General features: G+C 62.6%; 11 protein-coding genes. 3 read left to right on the forward strand and 8 right to left on the reverse strand.

Translation table 11 applies throughout. The annotated features are described in order from the left end of the window. Positions 1–385 precede the first annotated feature (385 nt). The 7 genes from rpsA to mtnA all read right to left on the reverse strand — a co-directional run bounded on the left by rpsA (position 386) and on the right by mtnA (position 11,884). A complete protein-coding gene (gene rpsA, locus ACF8EF_RS01505) occupies positions 386–2,062 on the reverse strand; it encodes a 30S ribosomal protein S1 (RefSeq protein WP_003252673.1) in 1,677 nt (558 codons plus the stop codon). Positions 2,063–2,186: 124 nt separating this feature from the next. Next, positions 2,187–2,873 (reverse strand): (d)CMP kinase, encoded by a 687-nt coding sequence (gene cmk, locus ACF8EF_RS01510; protein ID WP_176685055.1) that lies wholly within the window; start codon positions 2,871–2,873, stop codon positions 2,187–2,189. Beyond that, entirely contained in the window at positions 2,870–5,077 is a 2,208-nt protein-coding gene (locus ACF8EF_RS01515; RefSeq protein WP_339535341.1) for a bifunctional prephenate dehydrogenase/3-phosphoshikimate 1-carboxyvinyltransferase, read from the reverse strand. Before ACF8EF_RS01515 ends, cmk begins: the two co-directional genes overlap by 4 nt. 197 nt (positions 5,078–5,274) lie before the next feature. Beyond that, positions 5,275–6,369 carry a prephenate dehydratase gene (gene pheA, locus ACF8EF_RS01520; RefSeq protein ID WP_003252669.1) on the reverse strand — a complete coding sequence of 365 codons (1,095 nt, stop codon included), beginning with the start codon at positions 6,367–6,369 and terminating at the stop codon, positions 5,275–5,277. 1 nt (position 6,370) lies between these two features. Next, positions 6,371–7,456 (reverse strand): 3-phosphoserine/phosphohydroxythreonine transaminase, encoded by a 1,086-nt coding sequence (serC, locus tag ACF8EF_RS01525; RefSeq protein WP_101195972.1) that lies wholly within the window; start codon positions 7,454–7,456, stop codon positions 6,371–6,373. Positions 7,457–7,670: 214 nt separating this feature from the next. Continuing rightward, positions 7,671–10,442, reverse strand: a complete 2,772-nt coding sequence (gene gyrA, locus ACF8EF_RS01530) for a DNA gyrase subunit A (protein ID WP_176685052.1) — start codon at positions 10,440–10,442, stop codon at positions 7,671–7,673. Positions 10,443–10,807: 365 nt separating this feature from the next. Further along, a complete protein-coding gene (mtnA, locus tag ACF8EF_RS01535; protein ID WP_392462300.1) occupies positions 10,808–11,884 on the reverse strand; it encodes an S-methyl-5-thioribose-1-phosphate isomerase in 1,077 nt (358 codons plus the stop codon). Positions 11,885–11,994: 110 nt separating this feature from the next. On the opposite strand from mtnA, the gene ubiG reads away from it, so the two are divergent. The 3 genes from ubiG (at position 11,995) to ACF8EF_RS01550 (ending at position 14,265) form a co-directional block, all read left to right on the forward strand. Further along, the gene (ubiG, locus tag ACF8EF_RS01540; RefSeq protein ID WP_392462302.1) at positions 11,995–12,693 is read left to right on the forward strand and encodes a bifunctional 2-polyprenyl-6-hydroxyphenol methylase/3-demethylubiquinol 3-O-methyltransferase UbiG; all 699 of its coding nucleotides are present in this window, start codon (positions 11,995–11,997) and stop codon (positions 12,691–12,693) included. A gap of 2 nt (positions 12,694–12,695) precedes the next feature. Next, the gene (gene mupP, locus ACF8EF_RS01545) at positions 12,696–13,367 is read left to right on the forward strand and encodes an N-acetylmuramic acid 6-phosphate phosphatase MupP (RefSeq protein ID WP_392462304.1); all 672 of its coding nucleotides are present in this window, start codon (positions 12,696–12,698) and stop codon (positions 13,365–13,367) included. Positions 13,368–13,524: 157 nt separating this feature from the next. Further along, positions 13,525–14,265 carry a YciK family oxidoreductase gene (locus ACF8EF_RS01550; protein ID WP_176685048.1) on the forward strand — a complete coding sequence of 247 codons (741 nt, stop codon included), beginning with the start codon at positions 13,525–13,527 and terminating at the stop codon, positions 14,263–14,265. 118 nt (positions 14,266–14,383) lie between these two features. Here the strand turns inward: ACF8EF_RS01550 and ACF8EF_RS01555 are convergent, their stop codons facing one another. After that, complete coding sequence (locus tag ACF8EF_RS01555; protein WP_010952802.1) at positions 14,384–15,169, reverse strand: TenA family transcriptional regulator; 786 nt, start codon at positions 15,167–15,169, stop codon at positions 14,384–14,386.

Raw genomic sequence — 15,169 nt, forward strand, 5'->3', positions numbered from 1 at the left:
ACCGTGGCGCCTGATTCGCGGGTGAACCCGCTCCTACAATGGGGGGGTGTCAGCCTGAAGTTAGTGTGGTCCGGCGCCATCGGCGTAGGCGCGGGTTTACCCGCGAACACCGGCGATGCCGGTGCCATCCACCGTGGCGCCTGATTCGCGGGTGAACCCGCTCCTACAATGGAGGGTGTCAGCCTGAAGTTAGCGTGGTCCGGCGCCATCGGCGCAGGCGCGGGTTTACCCGCGAACACCGGCGATGCCGGTGTCATCCACCGTACACTGGGTTGTGCCAGCCTGAAGCTGGCGTGGTCCAGCGGTGATAACCGCCGCGCCGCTTGATTGCAGGCATAAAAAAAGGGCGACCCGAGGGTCGCCCTTTTTACCGATCAAACAGAACTCAGTTCTGCTTGGCCATTGCTTCGCGCAGCAGCGCAGCCATGGTGGTGTCGGCAGCAGCTTCCGGAGCGTTTTTCAGGCTCTGGATAGCTTCGCGCTCTTCAGCGTCGTCTTTCGATTTGATCGACAGGCTGATAACGCGGGACTTGCGGTCAACGCTGATGATCTTGGCTTCGATCTCTTCGCCTTCCTTCAGAACGTTACGCGCGTCTTCAACGCGGTCACGGCTGATTTCGGAAGCTTTCAGAGTGGCTTCGATGTCGTCGGCCAGGGTGACGATGGCGCCTTTGGCGTCAACTTCTTTCACGATGCCCTTGACGATAGCGCCCTTGTCATTGACAGCAACGAAGTTGGAGAACGGATCGTCTTCCAGCTGCTTGATGCCCAGGGAGATGCGCTCGCGCTCTGGGTCGACCGACAGGATGACGGTTTCCAGCTCGTCGCCCTTCTTGAAACGACGTACGGCTTCTTCGCCGGTTTCGTTCCAGGAGATGTCGGACAGGTGAACCAGGCCGTCGATGCCGCCGTCCAGGCCAATGAAGATACCGAAGTCGGTGATCGACTTGATGGTACCGGTGATCTTGTCACCCTTGTTGAACTGGCCGGAGAAGTCTTCCCATGGGTTGGACTTGCACTGCTTGATGCCCAGGGAGATACGACGACGCTCTTCGTCGATGTCCAGAACCATGACTTCCACTTCGTCGCCAACCTGAACGACTTTCGACGGGTGGATGTTCTTGTTGGTCCAGTCCATTTCGGAAACGTGTACCAGACCTTCAACGCCTTCTTCCAGCTCAGCGAAGCAGCCGTAGTCGGTCAGGTTGGTAACGCGAGCCTGTACGCGAGTACCTTCTGGGTAACGGGCAGTGATAGCTACCCACGGATCTTCGCCCATCTGCTTCAGACCCAGCGAAACGCGGTTGCGCTCACGGTCGAACTTCAGAACGCGTACGTCGACTTCGTCGCCAACGTTAACGATTTCCGATGGGTGCTTGATGCGCTTCCAGGCCATGTCGGTGATGTGCAGCAGGCCGTCGATACCGCCCAGGTCCACGAATGCGCCGTAGTCGGTGAGGTTCTTGACGATACCTTTGACTTGCTGGCCTTCCTGCAGGGTTTCCAGCAGGGCTTCGCGCTCGGCGCTGTTCTCGGCTTCCAGCACGCTGCGACGGGAAACGACAACGTTGTTGCGCTTCTGGTCCAGCTTGATGACCTTGAATTCCAGCTCTTTGCCTTCCAGGTGGGTGGTGTCGCGCACTGGGCGGACATCAACCAGGGAGCCCGGCAGGAACGCACGGATGCCGTTAACGTCGACAGTGAAGCCGCCCTTAACCTTACCGTTGATAACGCCCTTGACCACTTCTTCGGCGGCGAAAGCTGCTTCCAGAACAATCCAGCACTCGGCGCGCTTGGCTTTTTCACGGGACAGTTTGGTTTCGCCAAAGCCGTCTTCGACCGCGTCCAGCGCAACGTGAACTTCGTCACCGACCTTGATGGTCAGCTCGCCAGCTTCGTTGTAGAACTGCTCGAGCGGGATGACGCCCTCGGACTTCAGGCCAGCGTGTACGGTAACCCAGTCGCCGTCGATGTCGACAACGATACCGGTGATGATCGCACCCGGCTGAAGATTGAGGGTTTTCAGGCTTTCTTCAAAGAGTTCTGCAAAGCTTTCGCTCATTTTAATTCCTGTAGATTCGGGCGAAACAAACGCCCATAACCACATTCCAGACAATGTGGGTTCGTTTTAAGTAAAGGAAAGCCGGCAGGACGTTGACTGGTGCCCCTGCCTGCTTTCCTGGCTATCAGATAAGGTCGCGCTGGGCGATCTCGCTTCTGATACGTTGCAACACCTGCTCGATGGACAACTCGGTAGAGTCCAACTGAATGGCATCGGCCGCTGGTTTCAGCGGGGCCACTGCACGTTGGGTGTCACGTTCATCACGTGCACGAATCTCATCCAGCAGACTCGACAGACTAACATCTTCACCCTTGCCCTTCAACTGCAGGTAGCGGCGACGTGCGCGCTCCTCCGCGCTGGCGGTGAGGAAGACCTTCAATGGCGCGTCCGGGAACACCACGGTACCCATGTCGCGCCCGTCAGCAATCAGCCCCGGCACTTCGCGGAACTCACGCTGACGCACCAGCAGCGCATCACGCACCGCCGGCAGCGACGCCACCATCGATGCACCGGCACCGACGGTTTCGGTACGGATGACGTTGCTGACGTCCTCACCCTCAAGGATGATCTGCTGCAGCTTACCGGGCTCGGCAGCGATGAACTGCACATCCAGATGAGCGGCAAGCTTGGTCAGCAGCTCTTCGTTGGTCAGGTCGACGCCGTGGTTGCTCGCATTGAATGCCAGCAAGCGATACAGCGCGCCGGAGTCCAGCAGCTTCCAGCCCAGCTCGCGGGCCATCAGCCCGGCGACAGTGCCCTTGCCCGAGCCGCTTGGCCCGTCGATGGTAATAACCGGTGCCAGCGAATTCACGACTTGCCCTCTTCTGCCACGCGAATACCCACTTCGGCACACAGCGCCAGGAAGTTGGGGAACGAGGTGGCGACGTTGGCGCAGTCGTGAATGCGAATCGGTGCACTGGCGCGCAGCGAGGCCACACTGAAGGCCATGGCGATGCGGTGATCACCATGCCCATGCACTTCGCCGCCGCCCAACTGGCCGCCGTCGATGATGATGCCGTCCGGGGTCGGCTCGCACTTGATGCCCAAGGTGATCAGGCCATCGGCCATCACCTGGATGCGGTCGGACTCCTTGACCCGCAGCTCTTCGGCGCCACGCAGCACGGTACGCCCTTCAGCGCAGGCAGCCGCCACGAACAATACCGGGAATTCGTCGATGGCCAGCGGCACCAATGCTTCAGGAATGTCGATACCCTTCAGCTTGGCACCGCGCACACGCAGGTCGGCCACAGGCTCGCCGCCCACCTCACGCTGGTTTTCCAGGGTGATGTCGCCGCCCATCAGGCGCAGGATGTCGATCACGCCGGTACGGGTCGGGTTGATGCCGACATGCTCCAGCACCAGCTCGGAGCCTTCAGCGATAGAGGCTGCCACCAGGAAGAACGCTGCCGAGGAAATGTCAGCCGGCACTTCGATCCGGGTAGCGGTCAGCTTGCCACCGGACTGCAGCGAGGCCACCGGACCATTGCTGTCGACCGAGTAGCCAAAACCGCGCAGCATCCGCTCGGTGTGGTCACGGGTAGGCGCAGGCTCGGTGACAGTGGTCTTGCCTTCGGCGTACAGGCCGGCCAGCAGCAGGCAGGATTTGACCTGGGCGCTAGCCATCGGCAGCGTGTAGGTCAGCCCTTTGAGCTTGTGGCCACCACGGATGGTCAGCGGCGGGCGGCCGTCCGGTCCGGTCTCGACCACAGCACCCATTTCGCGCAGCGGGTTGGCCACACGGTTCATCGGGCGCTTGGACAGCGAGGCGTCGCCGGTCATGGTCACATCGAACGACTGACCGGCCAACAGGCCCGACAGCAGGCGCATCGAGGTACCGGAGTTACCCACGTACAGCGGCCCTGGTGGCGGCTTGAGGCCATGCAGCCCCACGCCGTGAATGGTCACACGACCGTGGTTGGGGCCTTCGATGACCACACCCATATCACGGAATGCCTGCAGGGTCGCCAGCGCGTCTTCGCCTTCGAGGAAGCCTTCGACCTCGGTAGTACCTTCGGCCAGCGAGCCGAGCATGATCGAGCGATGGGAAATCGACTTGTCGCCCGGTACACGGATCCGCCCGTTCAGGCGGCCACCCGGTTGGGCCTGGAAAATCAGATCGTTGGCGTTCATAGCGTCCACATAGGCCCGGCGGGCCAGGATTTTACTGAAATGCTCGCGGGCAGCCCGTGCGCGGGTGAATACACCCAGCAGCTGGTGCCCATCCCCTTCAGCGATCGCGTCGCGCAAGGCGTCGAGATCGCTGCGATATGTATCAAGTGTGCGCAGGACAGCGTCGCGGTTGGCGAGGAAGATGTCATGCCACATGGTCGGGTCGCTGCCGGCGATTCTTGTGAAATCGCGGAATCCACCCGCAGCGTACCGGAAGATCTCGAGGTTTTCATTGCGTTTGGCCAGCGAGTCGACCAGGCCAAAGGCCAGCAGGTGTGGCAGATGGCTGGTGGCGGCCAGTACTTCGTCATGGCGCTCGACCGACATGTGCTCCACATCGGCATCCAGCGCACGCCACAGGCGGTCAACCATGGCCAGCGCGGCGGGGTCGGTTTCGGCCAGCGGCGTGAGGATGACCTTGTGCCGGCGGAACAAGGTGGCATTGGACGCCTCTACCCCGCTCTGCTCGGACCCGGCGATGGGGTGGCCCGGGACGAAGCGCGGCAGGCGTGCACCGAAGACGGCACGCGCCTCACGCACGACGTTGCCCTTGGCGCTGCCAACGTCGGTGATGATCGCATCACCCAGGTCTAGCAGGGCCAGGCGCGCCAGGACTTTTTCCATGGCCAGGATCGGTACGGCCAGCTGGATGACATCGGCGCCCACACAAGCGGCGGCGAGATCTTCTTCGCAGCGGTCGACCACCCCCAAGGCCACAGCCTGCTTGCGCGAGAGGGCATCCAGGTCGACACCGACCACTTCGCGGCACAGGCCGCTTTCACGCAGGCCCTTGGCGAACGAGCCGCCGATCAGGCCCAGGCCGACCACGACCAGGCGGTCGATGATGGGCGCGGGTTTGGTTTTTGCTGCATTTACCACTGGTGCGAACCCTGTTCAGAAATCTAGGTAGCCTGTGAGGGCCATTGGGGCCGCGGCGCGGCCCTTCGCGGGCTCGGCCGCTCCCGCAGAGATCGGCATCACATGCTCACTGTGGGAGCGGGCATGCCCGCGAAGGGCTGCAAGGCAGCCCCAAGGCCCCTGAATCAAAGCACCGCCTTCGGATAAGAGCCCAGCACCTTCAGCGCCACAGCCTCCTGGCTGATCTGCTCGAGCACCGCCTTGATCAGCGGGTCGCGGTGGTGGCCGACGAAGTCGATGAAGAACACGTAGGTCCACTTGCCGCTGCGCGACGGGCGGGTCTCGATACGGGTCAGGTCGATGCCGTTCTGATAGAACGGCACCAGCAACTCATGCAAGGCACCTGGCTTGTTGCTCATCGAAACGATGATCGAGGTCTTGTCGTCGCCGGTCGGCGGTACTTCCTGGTTGCCGATCATCAGGAAGCGCGTGGAGTTGTCCGGGCGATCTTCGATCTTCTCGGCCAGACGGGTCAGGCCGTACAGGTTGGCCGCCATGTCACCGGCGATCGCCGCCGAATTCCACTCGCCCTTGACCCGCTTGGCCGCTTCGGCATTGCTCGATACGGCTACGCGCTCCACGTTCGGATAGTGCGCGTCCAGCCACTTGCGGCACTGGGCCAGCGACTGGGCGTGGGAGTAGATGCGGGTGATGCTGTCGGTCTTGGTGTTCTCGCCCACCAGCAGGTGGTGGTGAATACGCAGCTCGACCTCACCGCAAATCACCATGTCATGCTCGAGGAAGCTGTCCAGGGTGTGGCTGACCGCACCTTCAGTGGAGTTTTCCACCGGCACCACACCGAAGTTGACGGCACCGGCCGCCACCTCACGGAACACTTCGTCGATGGCCGCCATCGGGCGACTGATCACCGCGTGACCGAAGTGCTTCATGGCCGCCGCCTGGGTGAAGGTGCCTTCTGGGCCGAGGTAGGCGATTTTCAGCGGTTCTTCCAGGGCCAGGCACGACGACATGATTTCGCGGAACAGCCGCGCCATCTCTTCGTTGCCCAGCGGCCCCTTGTTGCGCTCCATCACGCGCTTGAGCACCGCAGCTTCACGCTCGGGACGGTAGAACACCGGCTTCTCGCCTTCCTTGAGCGAGGCAGTCTTGACCCGGGCTACTTCTTCGGCGCAGCGGGCGCGGTCGCTGATCAGCTCGAGGATTTTCTCGTCGAGGCTGTCGATGCGCACGCGCAGCGCCTTGAGCTCCTGTTCGGACATATCAGCCATGCTCCTTCTCGAATTCAGCCATGTAGCCTACCAGCGCTTCTACCGCTTCCAGGCCCAGGGCGTTGTAGATGGAGGCACGCATGCCGCCAACCGAACGGTGGCCCTTGAGGTTGAGCAGGCCACGCGCGTCGGCGCCAGCGAGGAAGGCCTTGTCCAGGCGCTCGTCAGCCAGGCGGAACGGCACGTTCATCCACGAACGGGCGTTGACGCTGATCGGGTTGGTATAGAACTCGCTGCGGTCGATGAAGCCGTAAAGGCGGTCTTTCTTGGCACGGTTGCGCTGCTCCATGGCATCAACGCCGCCCTGCTCCTTCAGCCACTCGAAGACCAGGCCCGAGAGGTACCAGGAGTAGGTGGCCGGGGTGTTGTACATCGACCCGTTGTCAGCCGAAACCTTGTAATCGAGCATGGTCGGGCAACTGCTGCGGGCATGGCCCAACAGGTCTTCGCGCACGATCACCACCACCAGGCCGCTTGGGCCGATATTCTTCTGCGCGCCGGCGTAGATCAGGCCGTACTGCGACACATCGATCGGGCGCGAGAGGATGTCGGACGACATATCGACCACCAACGGCACGTCACCGGTCTGCGGCACCCAGTCAAACTGCAGGCCACCGATGGTCTCGTTGGACGCATAGTGCACGTAGGCAGCGTTTTCGGTCAGGTTCCACTCGTTCTGGCCTGGGATGGCCAGGTAGTCGTAAGGCTTGGCAGTGGCGGCGACGTTGACGTTGCCGAAACGGCGCGCTTCCTCGATGGCCTTCTTCGACCAGATGCCGGTTTCGATGTAGTCGGCAGTGCCGTTTTCCGGCAGCAGGTTCAGCGGGATTTCAGCAAACTGCTGGCTGGCGCCCCCTTGCAGGAACAGCACCTTGTAGTTGGAGGGGACGGACAGCAGGTCACGCAGGTCCTGCTCGGCCTTTTCGGCGATGGCCACGTAATCGTCGCTGCGATGGCTCATTTCCATCACCGACAAGCCCTTACCACGCCAGTCCAGCATCTCGGCCTGTGCGCGCTGCAGGACAGCGTCAGGAAGCGCGGCAGGGCCTGCGCAGAAGTTAAAGGCTCGTTTGCTCACATCCACTCTCGCTCTGCCAAATAGAACAAAAACTATCACATGGGTTAGCAGCGACCCTGTGGGAGCGGGCGAGCCCGCGAACACCGGCAAAGCCGGTGCCATCTACCGCAGTGTCTGCTTCGCGGGCATGCCCGCTCCCACAAGGTCGGGCTTTGCCAGCTGTTATCAGTCAAACGGGGCGACCTTGGTCGCCCCGTTCGGGTTTCACGCTTGCTTACTCTTGCGGGGCCTCTTCAGTACCCGCTGCTTCTTCATTTTCATTGTCTGGCGCTACAGCCTCGACACCCTCCTCGTCCGTCTCGATCACCTCATCGAGTTCGTCCTCGGACGGCTCCTGGATACGCTCCAGGCCCACCAGCGTCTCATCGGCCGCCAGCTTGATCAACGTAACCCCCTGGGTGTTGCGGCCCAGGCTGGATACCTCGCCAACCCGGGTGCGAACCAGCGTGCCCTGGTCGGAAATCAGCATGATCTCCTCGCCTTCCTGCACCTGGATAGCACCGATCAGCAAGCCGTTGCGCCCCTTGGTACCCATGGCGATCACACCCTGGCCACCGCGGCCGCGACGTGGGAACTTGGACAGCGGGGTGCGCTTGCCAAAGCCACGCTCGGAGGCGGTGAGGATCTGCGAGCCGGACTCCGGGATCAGCATCGAAATGATCTGCTGACCTTTGCCCAGCTTCATGCCGCGTACACCACGGGCGTTGCGACCCATTTCACGCACGACGCTCTCGGCAAAGCGGATGACCTTGCCAGCGTCGGAGAACATCATGACTTCCTTGGCACCATCGGTGATGGCCGCGGCAATCAGGGTGTCGCCTTCTTTCAGCTTCAGGGCGATCAGGCCGTTGGAGCGCGGACGGGCGAACTGCACCAGCGGGGTCTTCTTGACGGTACCGGAAGCGGTCGCCATGAAGATGTACGCGCCGGTCGGCTCTGCAACCCACTCCGGGGTGTCACCGTCTTCTTCGTCGACTTCCTCGGCCTCTACCAGCTCACCCTCGAGCACGGTGTCATCAGCTTCTTCCAGTTCTTCGTCGAGGTCGGCGTTCTGCTGCAGCGCTTCGAGGTCGATCTGCAGCATGGCGGTGATGCGCTCACCCTCCTCCAGCGGCAGCAGGTTGACCAGCGGGCGACCACGGGCAGCGCGGGACGCTTCGGGGATTTCGTAGGTCTTCTTCCAGTACACCTTGCCCTTGCTGGAGAACAGCAACAGGGTGGCGTGGCTGTTGGCGACCAGCAGGTGCTCGATGTAGTCCTCGTCCTTCACGCCGGTCGCCGACTTGCCTTTGCCACCGCGGCGCTGGGCCTGGTAGGCGGACAATGGCTGGGTCTTGGCATAACCACCATGGGAGATGGTGACCACGCGCTCTTCTTCCGGGATCATGTCGCCGTAGTTGAGGTCGTGGCTGGCATTGAGGATTTCGGTGCGACGGGCATCGCCGTACTCGGCACGGATGGCCTCCAGCTCCTCGCGAATCACTTCCATCAGGCGCTCGGCGCTGCTGAGGATGCGGATCAGCTCGCCGATCTGCTCGAGGATTTCCTGGTACTCGGCCAGCAGCTTCTCGTGCTCCAGGCCGGTCAGGCGGTGCAGGCGCAGGTCGAGAATGGCCTGGGCCTGTTCCGGCGACAGGAAGTACTTGCCGTCATGCAGGCCGTACTGCTCCGGCAGGTCCTCAGGGCGGCAGGAATCGGCGCCGGCGCGCTCGACCATGACCTGCACGGCACTGGATTCCCACGGCGTGGAAACCAGGGCTTCCTTGGCTTCGGACGGCGTCGGCGAAGCCTTGATCAGGGCAATGACCGGGTCGATGTTGGACAGCGCGACCGCCTGGCCTTCAAGGATATGGCCACGTTCACGGGCCTTGCGCAGCTCGAATACCGTACGGCGAGTCACCACTTCACGGCGGTGACGCACGAACGCTTCGAGCAGGTCCTTGAGGTTCAGCAGCCGCGGACGGCCGTCGACCAGGGCCACCACGTTGATGCCGAACACGCTCTGCAGCTGGGTTTGCTGGTAGAGGTTGTTCAGCACCACCTCCGGCACCTCGCCGCGACGCAGCTCGATGACGATGCGCATGCCGTCCTTGTCGGACTCGTCGCGCAGCTCGGTGATGCCTTCGATCTTCTTCTCTTTGACCAGCTCGGCGATCTTTTCGATCAGGCGCGCCTTGTTCAGCTGGTACGGCAGCTCGGTGATCACGATCTGCTGGCGGCCGCCAACCTTGTCGATGTCTTCGATCTCGGAGCGGGCGCGCATGTAGATACGGCCACGGCCGGTGCGATAGGCCTCGATGATGCCCTGGCGACCGTTGATGATGCCGGCAGTCGGGAAGTCCGGGCCAGGGATGTGCTGCATCAGCTCATCGATGGTGACTTCCGGGTTGTCGATGAGCGCCAGGCAGCCATCGATGACCTCGCCGAGGTTATGCGGCGGAATATTGGTCGCCATGCCCACGGCGATACCGCTGGAACCGTTGACCAGCAGGTTGGGAATACGCGTCGGCATGACCGCCGGGATCTGCTCGGTGCCGTCGTAGTTGGGCACCCAATCGACGGTTTCCTTGTGCAGGTCGGCCAGCAGCTCGTGGGCCAGTTTGGTCATGCGCACTTCGGTGTATCGCATGGCTGCAGCGTTGTCGCCGTCCACCGAACCGAAGTTGCCCTGGCCGTCGACCAGCAGGTAGCGCAACGAGAACGGCTGGGCCATACGCACGATGGTGTCGTAGACCGCAGTGTCGCCGTGCGGGTGGTACTTACCGATCACGTCACCGACCACACGGGCGGATTTCTTGTACGGTTTGTTCCAGTCGTTGCCCAGTTCGCTCATCGCATAGAGAACGCGGCGATGCACGGGCTTCAAGCCGTCACGCGCATCGGGCAGCGCTCGCCCGACAATCACGCTCATCGCGTAGTCGAGGTAAGACTGTCTCAGTTCGTCTTCGATATTGACCGGGAGGATTTCTTTGGCCAGTTCGCCCATGAGAAGCCTGATTCCTTTTTCTGGTGAAACTTCGCAGCTCCATCAAGGGCCGAACGAAGCTCGCCGCCGCAGCGCATAAGGGTGCGACGACTTACGACAAATCAATGAGTTGTGCCATGGATCTGCGCAATGAAGGCCGCCGTGATGGGCGGTCTTGGAAACTGCCGGATGTTATCACAAACGCGGGGGCGGTGGGGAGAGGTGGCAGTTGGTCTCAGCCGCGTTTGAAACCTGGTTTTTGTATTGCCTGCACCGGCCTCTTCGCGGGCTCGCCCGCTCCCACAGGTTCACCACAGCCCTAAGGCCATGCGATATCCCTGCGGGAGCAGGCAAGCCCGCGAAAAGGCCGGTGAGGCAATACAAAATCAGTGCAGGCGCTTGCGGCAAATCAACTGGGCCAGTTTGGCGGTATCCGGGCGCTCGACAACACCCCGTTCGGTCACGATAACGTCAATCAGGTCGGCCGGGGTCACATCGAACACCGGGTTGAATACCTCGACACCCGGCGACACCCGGGTACCGCCGAAGTCCAGCCACTCGTCGGCGTCACGCTCCTCCAGCGGGATATCCTCGCCCGCGGCCAGGTTCAGGTCGATGCTGGTGCTCGGCGCCACCACCATGAAGCGCACGCCATGGTGCATGGCACTGACGGCCAGCTGATAGGTGCCGATCTTGCCGGCCATGTCGCCATTGGCAGCGATGCAGTCCGCCCCCACCACCACCCAGGTGATGCCTTTGGTCTTCATGAGGTGGGCCAGCGCAGAGTCGGCACAAAGGGTCACCGGGATGCCCTCGTTGGCCAGTTCCCAGCCGGTCAGACGGGAGCCCTGCAGCCAAGGGCGAGTTTCACCGGCATAAACCCGCTCGACCATGCCTTCCAGGTAGCCGGCACGGATCACCCCCAGCGCGGTGCCAAAGCCGCCAGTGGCAAGGGCGCCGGCATTGCCGAAGGTGAGCAGGGCCTGGGCATTGCCCTGATGGCGTCGGATCAGCTCGATACCTTGCTGGGCCATGGTCAGGTTGGCCTCACGGTCGCTCTCGTGAATGGCCGCCGCTTCAGCCTCCAGCGCTGCCAGAGCGTCTTCTTCCGGCCGCAGGCGCTGCAGGCGCTCGCGCATGCGGTTCAGCGCCCAGAACAAGTTGGCGGCGGTAGGACGCGCTTCGGCAAGGGTGAGAAAGTCGTCTTCCAGGTCCATTTCCCAATCGCCGCCTTCGGCCAGCCGCTCTTCAAGGGCCAGTACCAGGCCGTAAGCTGCGGCAATACCGATTGCCGAGGCGCCACGCACCGCCATGTCGCGGATGGCTGCGGCCACCTGCGCAACATTGTCGCAGGCCAGCCAACGCTCCTCCGACGGCAGCAGGCGCTGGTCGAGCAGGTGCAAGGCGCCGCCCTGCCAGCGGATCGCGGTCACCTTCTCCGCCGCCAAAAGTCGCTCGCGCATTGCCTCTCCCCGTCATTCGGATATCAAAAGCCGGCGATTATAGCGACCCTCGGGGCCGAGCGCTCGGGTATACTCCGACGCAATTTTGCGAAGTTTCAGAGGACTGTTCAATGAGCAACGTCGACCGCGCCGAAATCGCCAAGTTCGAAGCGCTGGCCCACCGCTGGTGGGACCGCGAAAGCGAGTTCAAGCCGCTGCACGAAATCAACCCGCTGCGCGTCAACTGGATCGACGAGCGCGCCAGCCTGGCCGGCAAGAGAGTGCTGGACGTGGGTTGCGGTGGCGGCATCCTCAGCGAAGCCATGGCCCTGCGCGGTGCCACGGTCACCGGTATCGACATGGGTGAAGCACCGCTGGCAGTGGCCCAGCTGCACCAGCTGGAGTCGGGCGTGCAGGTCGAATACCGGCAGATCACCGCCGAAGCCCTGGCCGAGGAAATGCCTGAACAGTTCGACGTGGTCACCTGCCTGGAAATGCTCGAGCACGTGCCCGACCCGTCTTCGGTGATTCGCGCCTGTTACCGCATGGTCAAGCCTGGTGGCCAGGTGTTCTTCTCCACCATCAACCGCAACCCCAAGGCCTACCTGCTGGCCATCGTCGGCGCCGAGTACATCCTGAAGATGCTGCCGCGCGGCACCCATGACTTCAAGAAGTTCATCCGCCCGTCCGAGCTGGGCGCCTGGAGCCGCGATGCCGGCCTGCAGGTGAAGGACATCATCGGCCTCACCTACAACCCGCTGACCAAGCACTACAAGCTCAACAGCGACGTCGACGTCAACTACATGATCCAGACCCTGCGCGAGGAATAAGCATGCGTTTGCGAGCAGTACTCTTCGACATGGACGGCACCTTGCTGGACACGGCGCCGGACTTCATCTCCATTTGCCAGGCCATGCTCGCCGAACGCAGGCTGCCGGCCGTTGACGACAACCTGATCCGTGGCGTGATCTCGGGTGGCGCCCGCGCGATGGTTGCCACTGCGTTCGCCATGGACCCGGAGGCTGACGGCTTCGAGGCCCTGCGCCTGGAGTTCCTCGAGCGTTACCAGCGCGACTGCGCGGTGCACAGCAAGCTGTTCGAGGGCATGGCCGAGCTGCTGACCGACATCGAGAAAGGCAACCTGCTGTGGGGCGTAGTCACCAACAAGCCGGTGCGCTTCGCCGAGCCGATCATGCAGCAACTGGGCCTGGCCGAGCGTTCGGCGCTGTTGATCTGCCCGGACCATGTGAAAAACAGCAAACCCGACCCCGAGCCAGTGATCCTGGCCTGCAAGACGCTGAACCTGGACCCGGCCAGTGTACTGTTCGTCGGCGACGACCTGCGCGACATCGAGTCTGGCCGCGACGCCGGCACCCGCACGGCGGCGGTGCGCTACGGCTATATTCATCCAGAGGACAACCCCAACAACTGGGGTGCCGACGTGGTGGTGGACCACCCGCTGGAACTGCGCAAAGTGATCGACAGCGCGCTGTGCGGCTGCTGAACCCAGACCGATGACCGGGCACCGCCTCTTTGTAGGAGCGGGTTCACCCGCGAATGCGCCAGCCCAGACAACACTGGCGCCTGATCGGACGCATTCGCGGGTAAACCCGCTCCTACGATAGCCCCAGGCCGCCCACACGAACTCGAAGGACAGAACCATGTTCGACTACACCGCCCGCCCCGACCTGCTGCAAGGCCGGGTCATCCTGGTTACCGGTGCCGGCCGTGGCATTGGTGCCGCGGCTGCCAAGGCCTATGCCGCACTAGGTGCCACCGTGCTGCTGCTGGGCAAGACCGAGGCCAACCTGAACGAGGTCTACGACCAGATCGAAGCTGCCGGTCATCCGCAGCCGGTGGTCATCCCGTTCAACCTGGAAACCGCCCTGCCACACCAGTATGACGAGCTGGCGGCGATGATCGAAGGCCAGTTCGGCCGTCTTGACGGCCTGCTCAACAACGCGTCGATCATCGGTCCGCGCACGCCGCTGGAACAGCTGTCAGGCGACAACTTCATGCGCGTGATGCACATCAACGTCAATGCCACCTTCATGCTCACCAGCACCCTGCTGCCGCTGCTGAAGCTGTCGGAAGACGCATCGGTGGTATTCACCAGCAGCAGCGTCGGGCGCAAGGGCCGGGCTTACTGGGGCGCCTATGGCGTGTCGAAGTTCGCCACCGAGGGCCTGATGCAGACCTTGGCCGATGAACTGGAAGGCGTGGCGCCGGTACGTTCCAACAGCATCAACCCAGGCGCCACGCGCACGGCGATGCGGGCCCAGGCCTACCCCGGCGAGAACCCGCAGAACAACCCGCTGCCCGAAGAAATCATGCCGGTGTACCTGTACCTGATGGGGCCGGACAGCACAGGGGTGAACGGGCAGGCGTTCAACGCCCAATAAACCTGCATCGGCCTCTTCGCGGGCTTGCCCGCTCCCACAGGCAGGGCGCAATCCTTGAGGGTTGCGGTGATCCTGTGGGAGCGGGCAAGCCCGCGAAGAGGCCGGTACAGGAAAGCGATCAGCCCGCAGCCAACGCCGGCCGCATGCGGCCTTGCTGGCGCCCTTCCAGCTGCATGCAGCGCTCCAGGAACAGGAACATGCAGTCGTAACTCTTGCAGATCGCCCTGCGCAGCTCGGTCCGCAAGCCCAGGGTCGGGTTCTCACCGGCCAGGGTACAGATGATTTCCAGCGCCTCCCACGGGTGCGCATCGTCATACTGGGCATGCATCTTCAGCCACTTCATCGCCCGCTTGCGCCCTTCTTCAGGGAACCCCTGCGCGTAGGTGTCGGTCGAGCACACCACCGCCGACCATTCACCAGTGGCGCCCTCGATGGCGTAGTTGGTCGCGGCCATGGAAATGGCCAGGTTCTCCGTGGCACACACCCGCCAGCACCAGTCGTTCAGGCCGTTCAGCTCGGGCGGCACTTCTTGCGCCTGCAACTCGTGCAGGTGCACACCGTGCGCCTGGCACCAGTTCACCCAGTAGTCGGCATGGTTGAGCTCGACGCGGATGTTGCGCATCAGCCAGCGCCGCGCCATGTCCTCGCCCTGATGCCGGCCATAGCGGGTCTTGGTCAGGTTATGCGCCATGTACAACGAAAACTGTTCCACCACCGGCCAGCCACCGATCAGGTACTGGCGGATGGTCGATTGCTTCAGTTGGCCATCGCGTAGACGCGCATAAAACTCATGCTCGACCACCCGGCGCTTGCTCTCGCGGCAGTCTTCAATCAGTTGCTGGGCCCATTGAGGGTAACTGGCGGGGTCCATCAAAGGCCCGATACGAACGAATGCATCAATCAC

It is taken from the genome of Pseudomonas sp. zjy_15 (assembly GCF_043101865.1).
GTDB lineage: Bacteria > Pseudomonadota > Gammaproteobacteria > Pseudomonadales > Pseudomonadaceae > Aquipseudomonas > Aquipseudomonas putida_Y.

Bases quoted from the DNA above. Each gene is read 5' to 3' on its own strand.
- rpsA (WP_003252673.1), bottom strand. From the start codon at position 2,062: ATGAGCGAAAGCTTTGCAGAACTCTTTGAAGAAAGCCTGAAAACCCTC.
- pheA (WP_003252669.1), bottom strand. From the start codon at position 6,369: ATGTCCGAACAGGAGCTCAAGGCGCTGCGCGTGCGCATCGACAGCCTC.
- gyrA (WP_176685052.1), bottom strand. From the start codon at position 10,442: ATGGGCGAACTGGCCAAAGAAATCCTCCCGGTCAATATCGAAGACGAA.
- mtnA (WP_392462300.1), bottom strand. From the start codon at position 11,884: ATGCGCGAGCGACTTTTGGCGGCGGAGAAGGTGACCGCGATCCGCTGG.
- ubiG (WP_392462302.1), top strand. From the start codon at position 11,995: ATGAGCAACGTCGACCGCGCCGAAATCGCCAAGTTCGAAGCGCTGGCC.
- mupP (WP_392462304.1), top strand. From the start codon at position 12,696: ATGCGTTTGCGAGCAGTACTCTTCGACATGGACGGCACCTTGCTGGAC.
- ACF8EF_RS01550 (WP_176685048.1), top strand. From the start codon at position 13,525: ATGTTCGACTACACCGCCCGCCCCGACCTGCTGCAAGGCCGGGTCATC.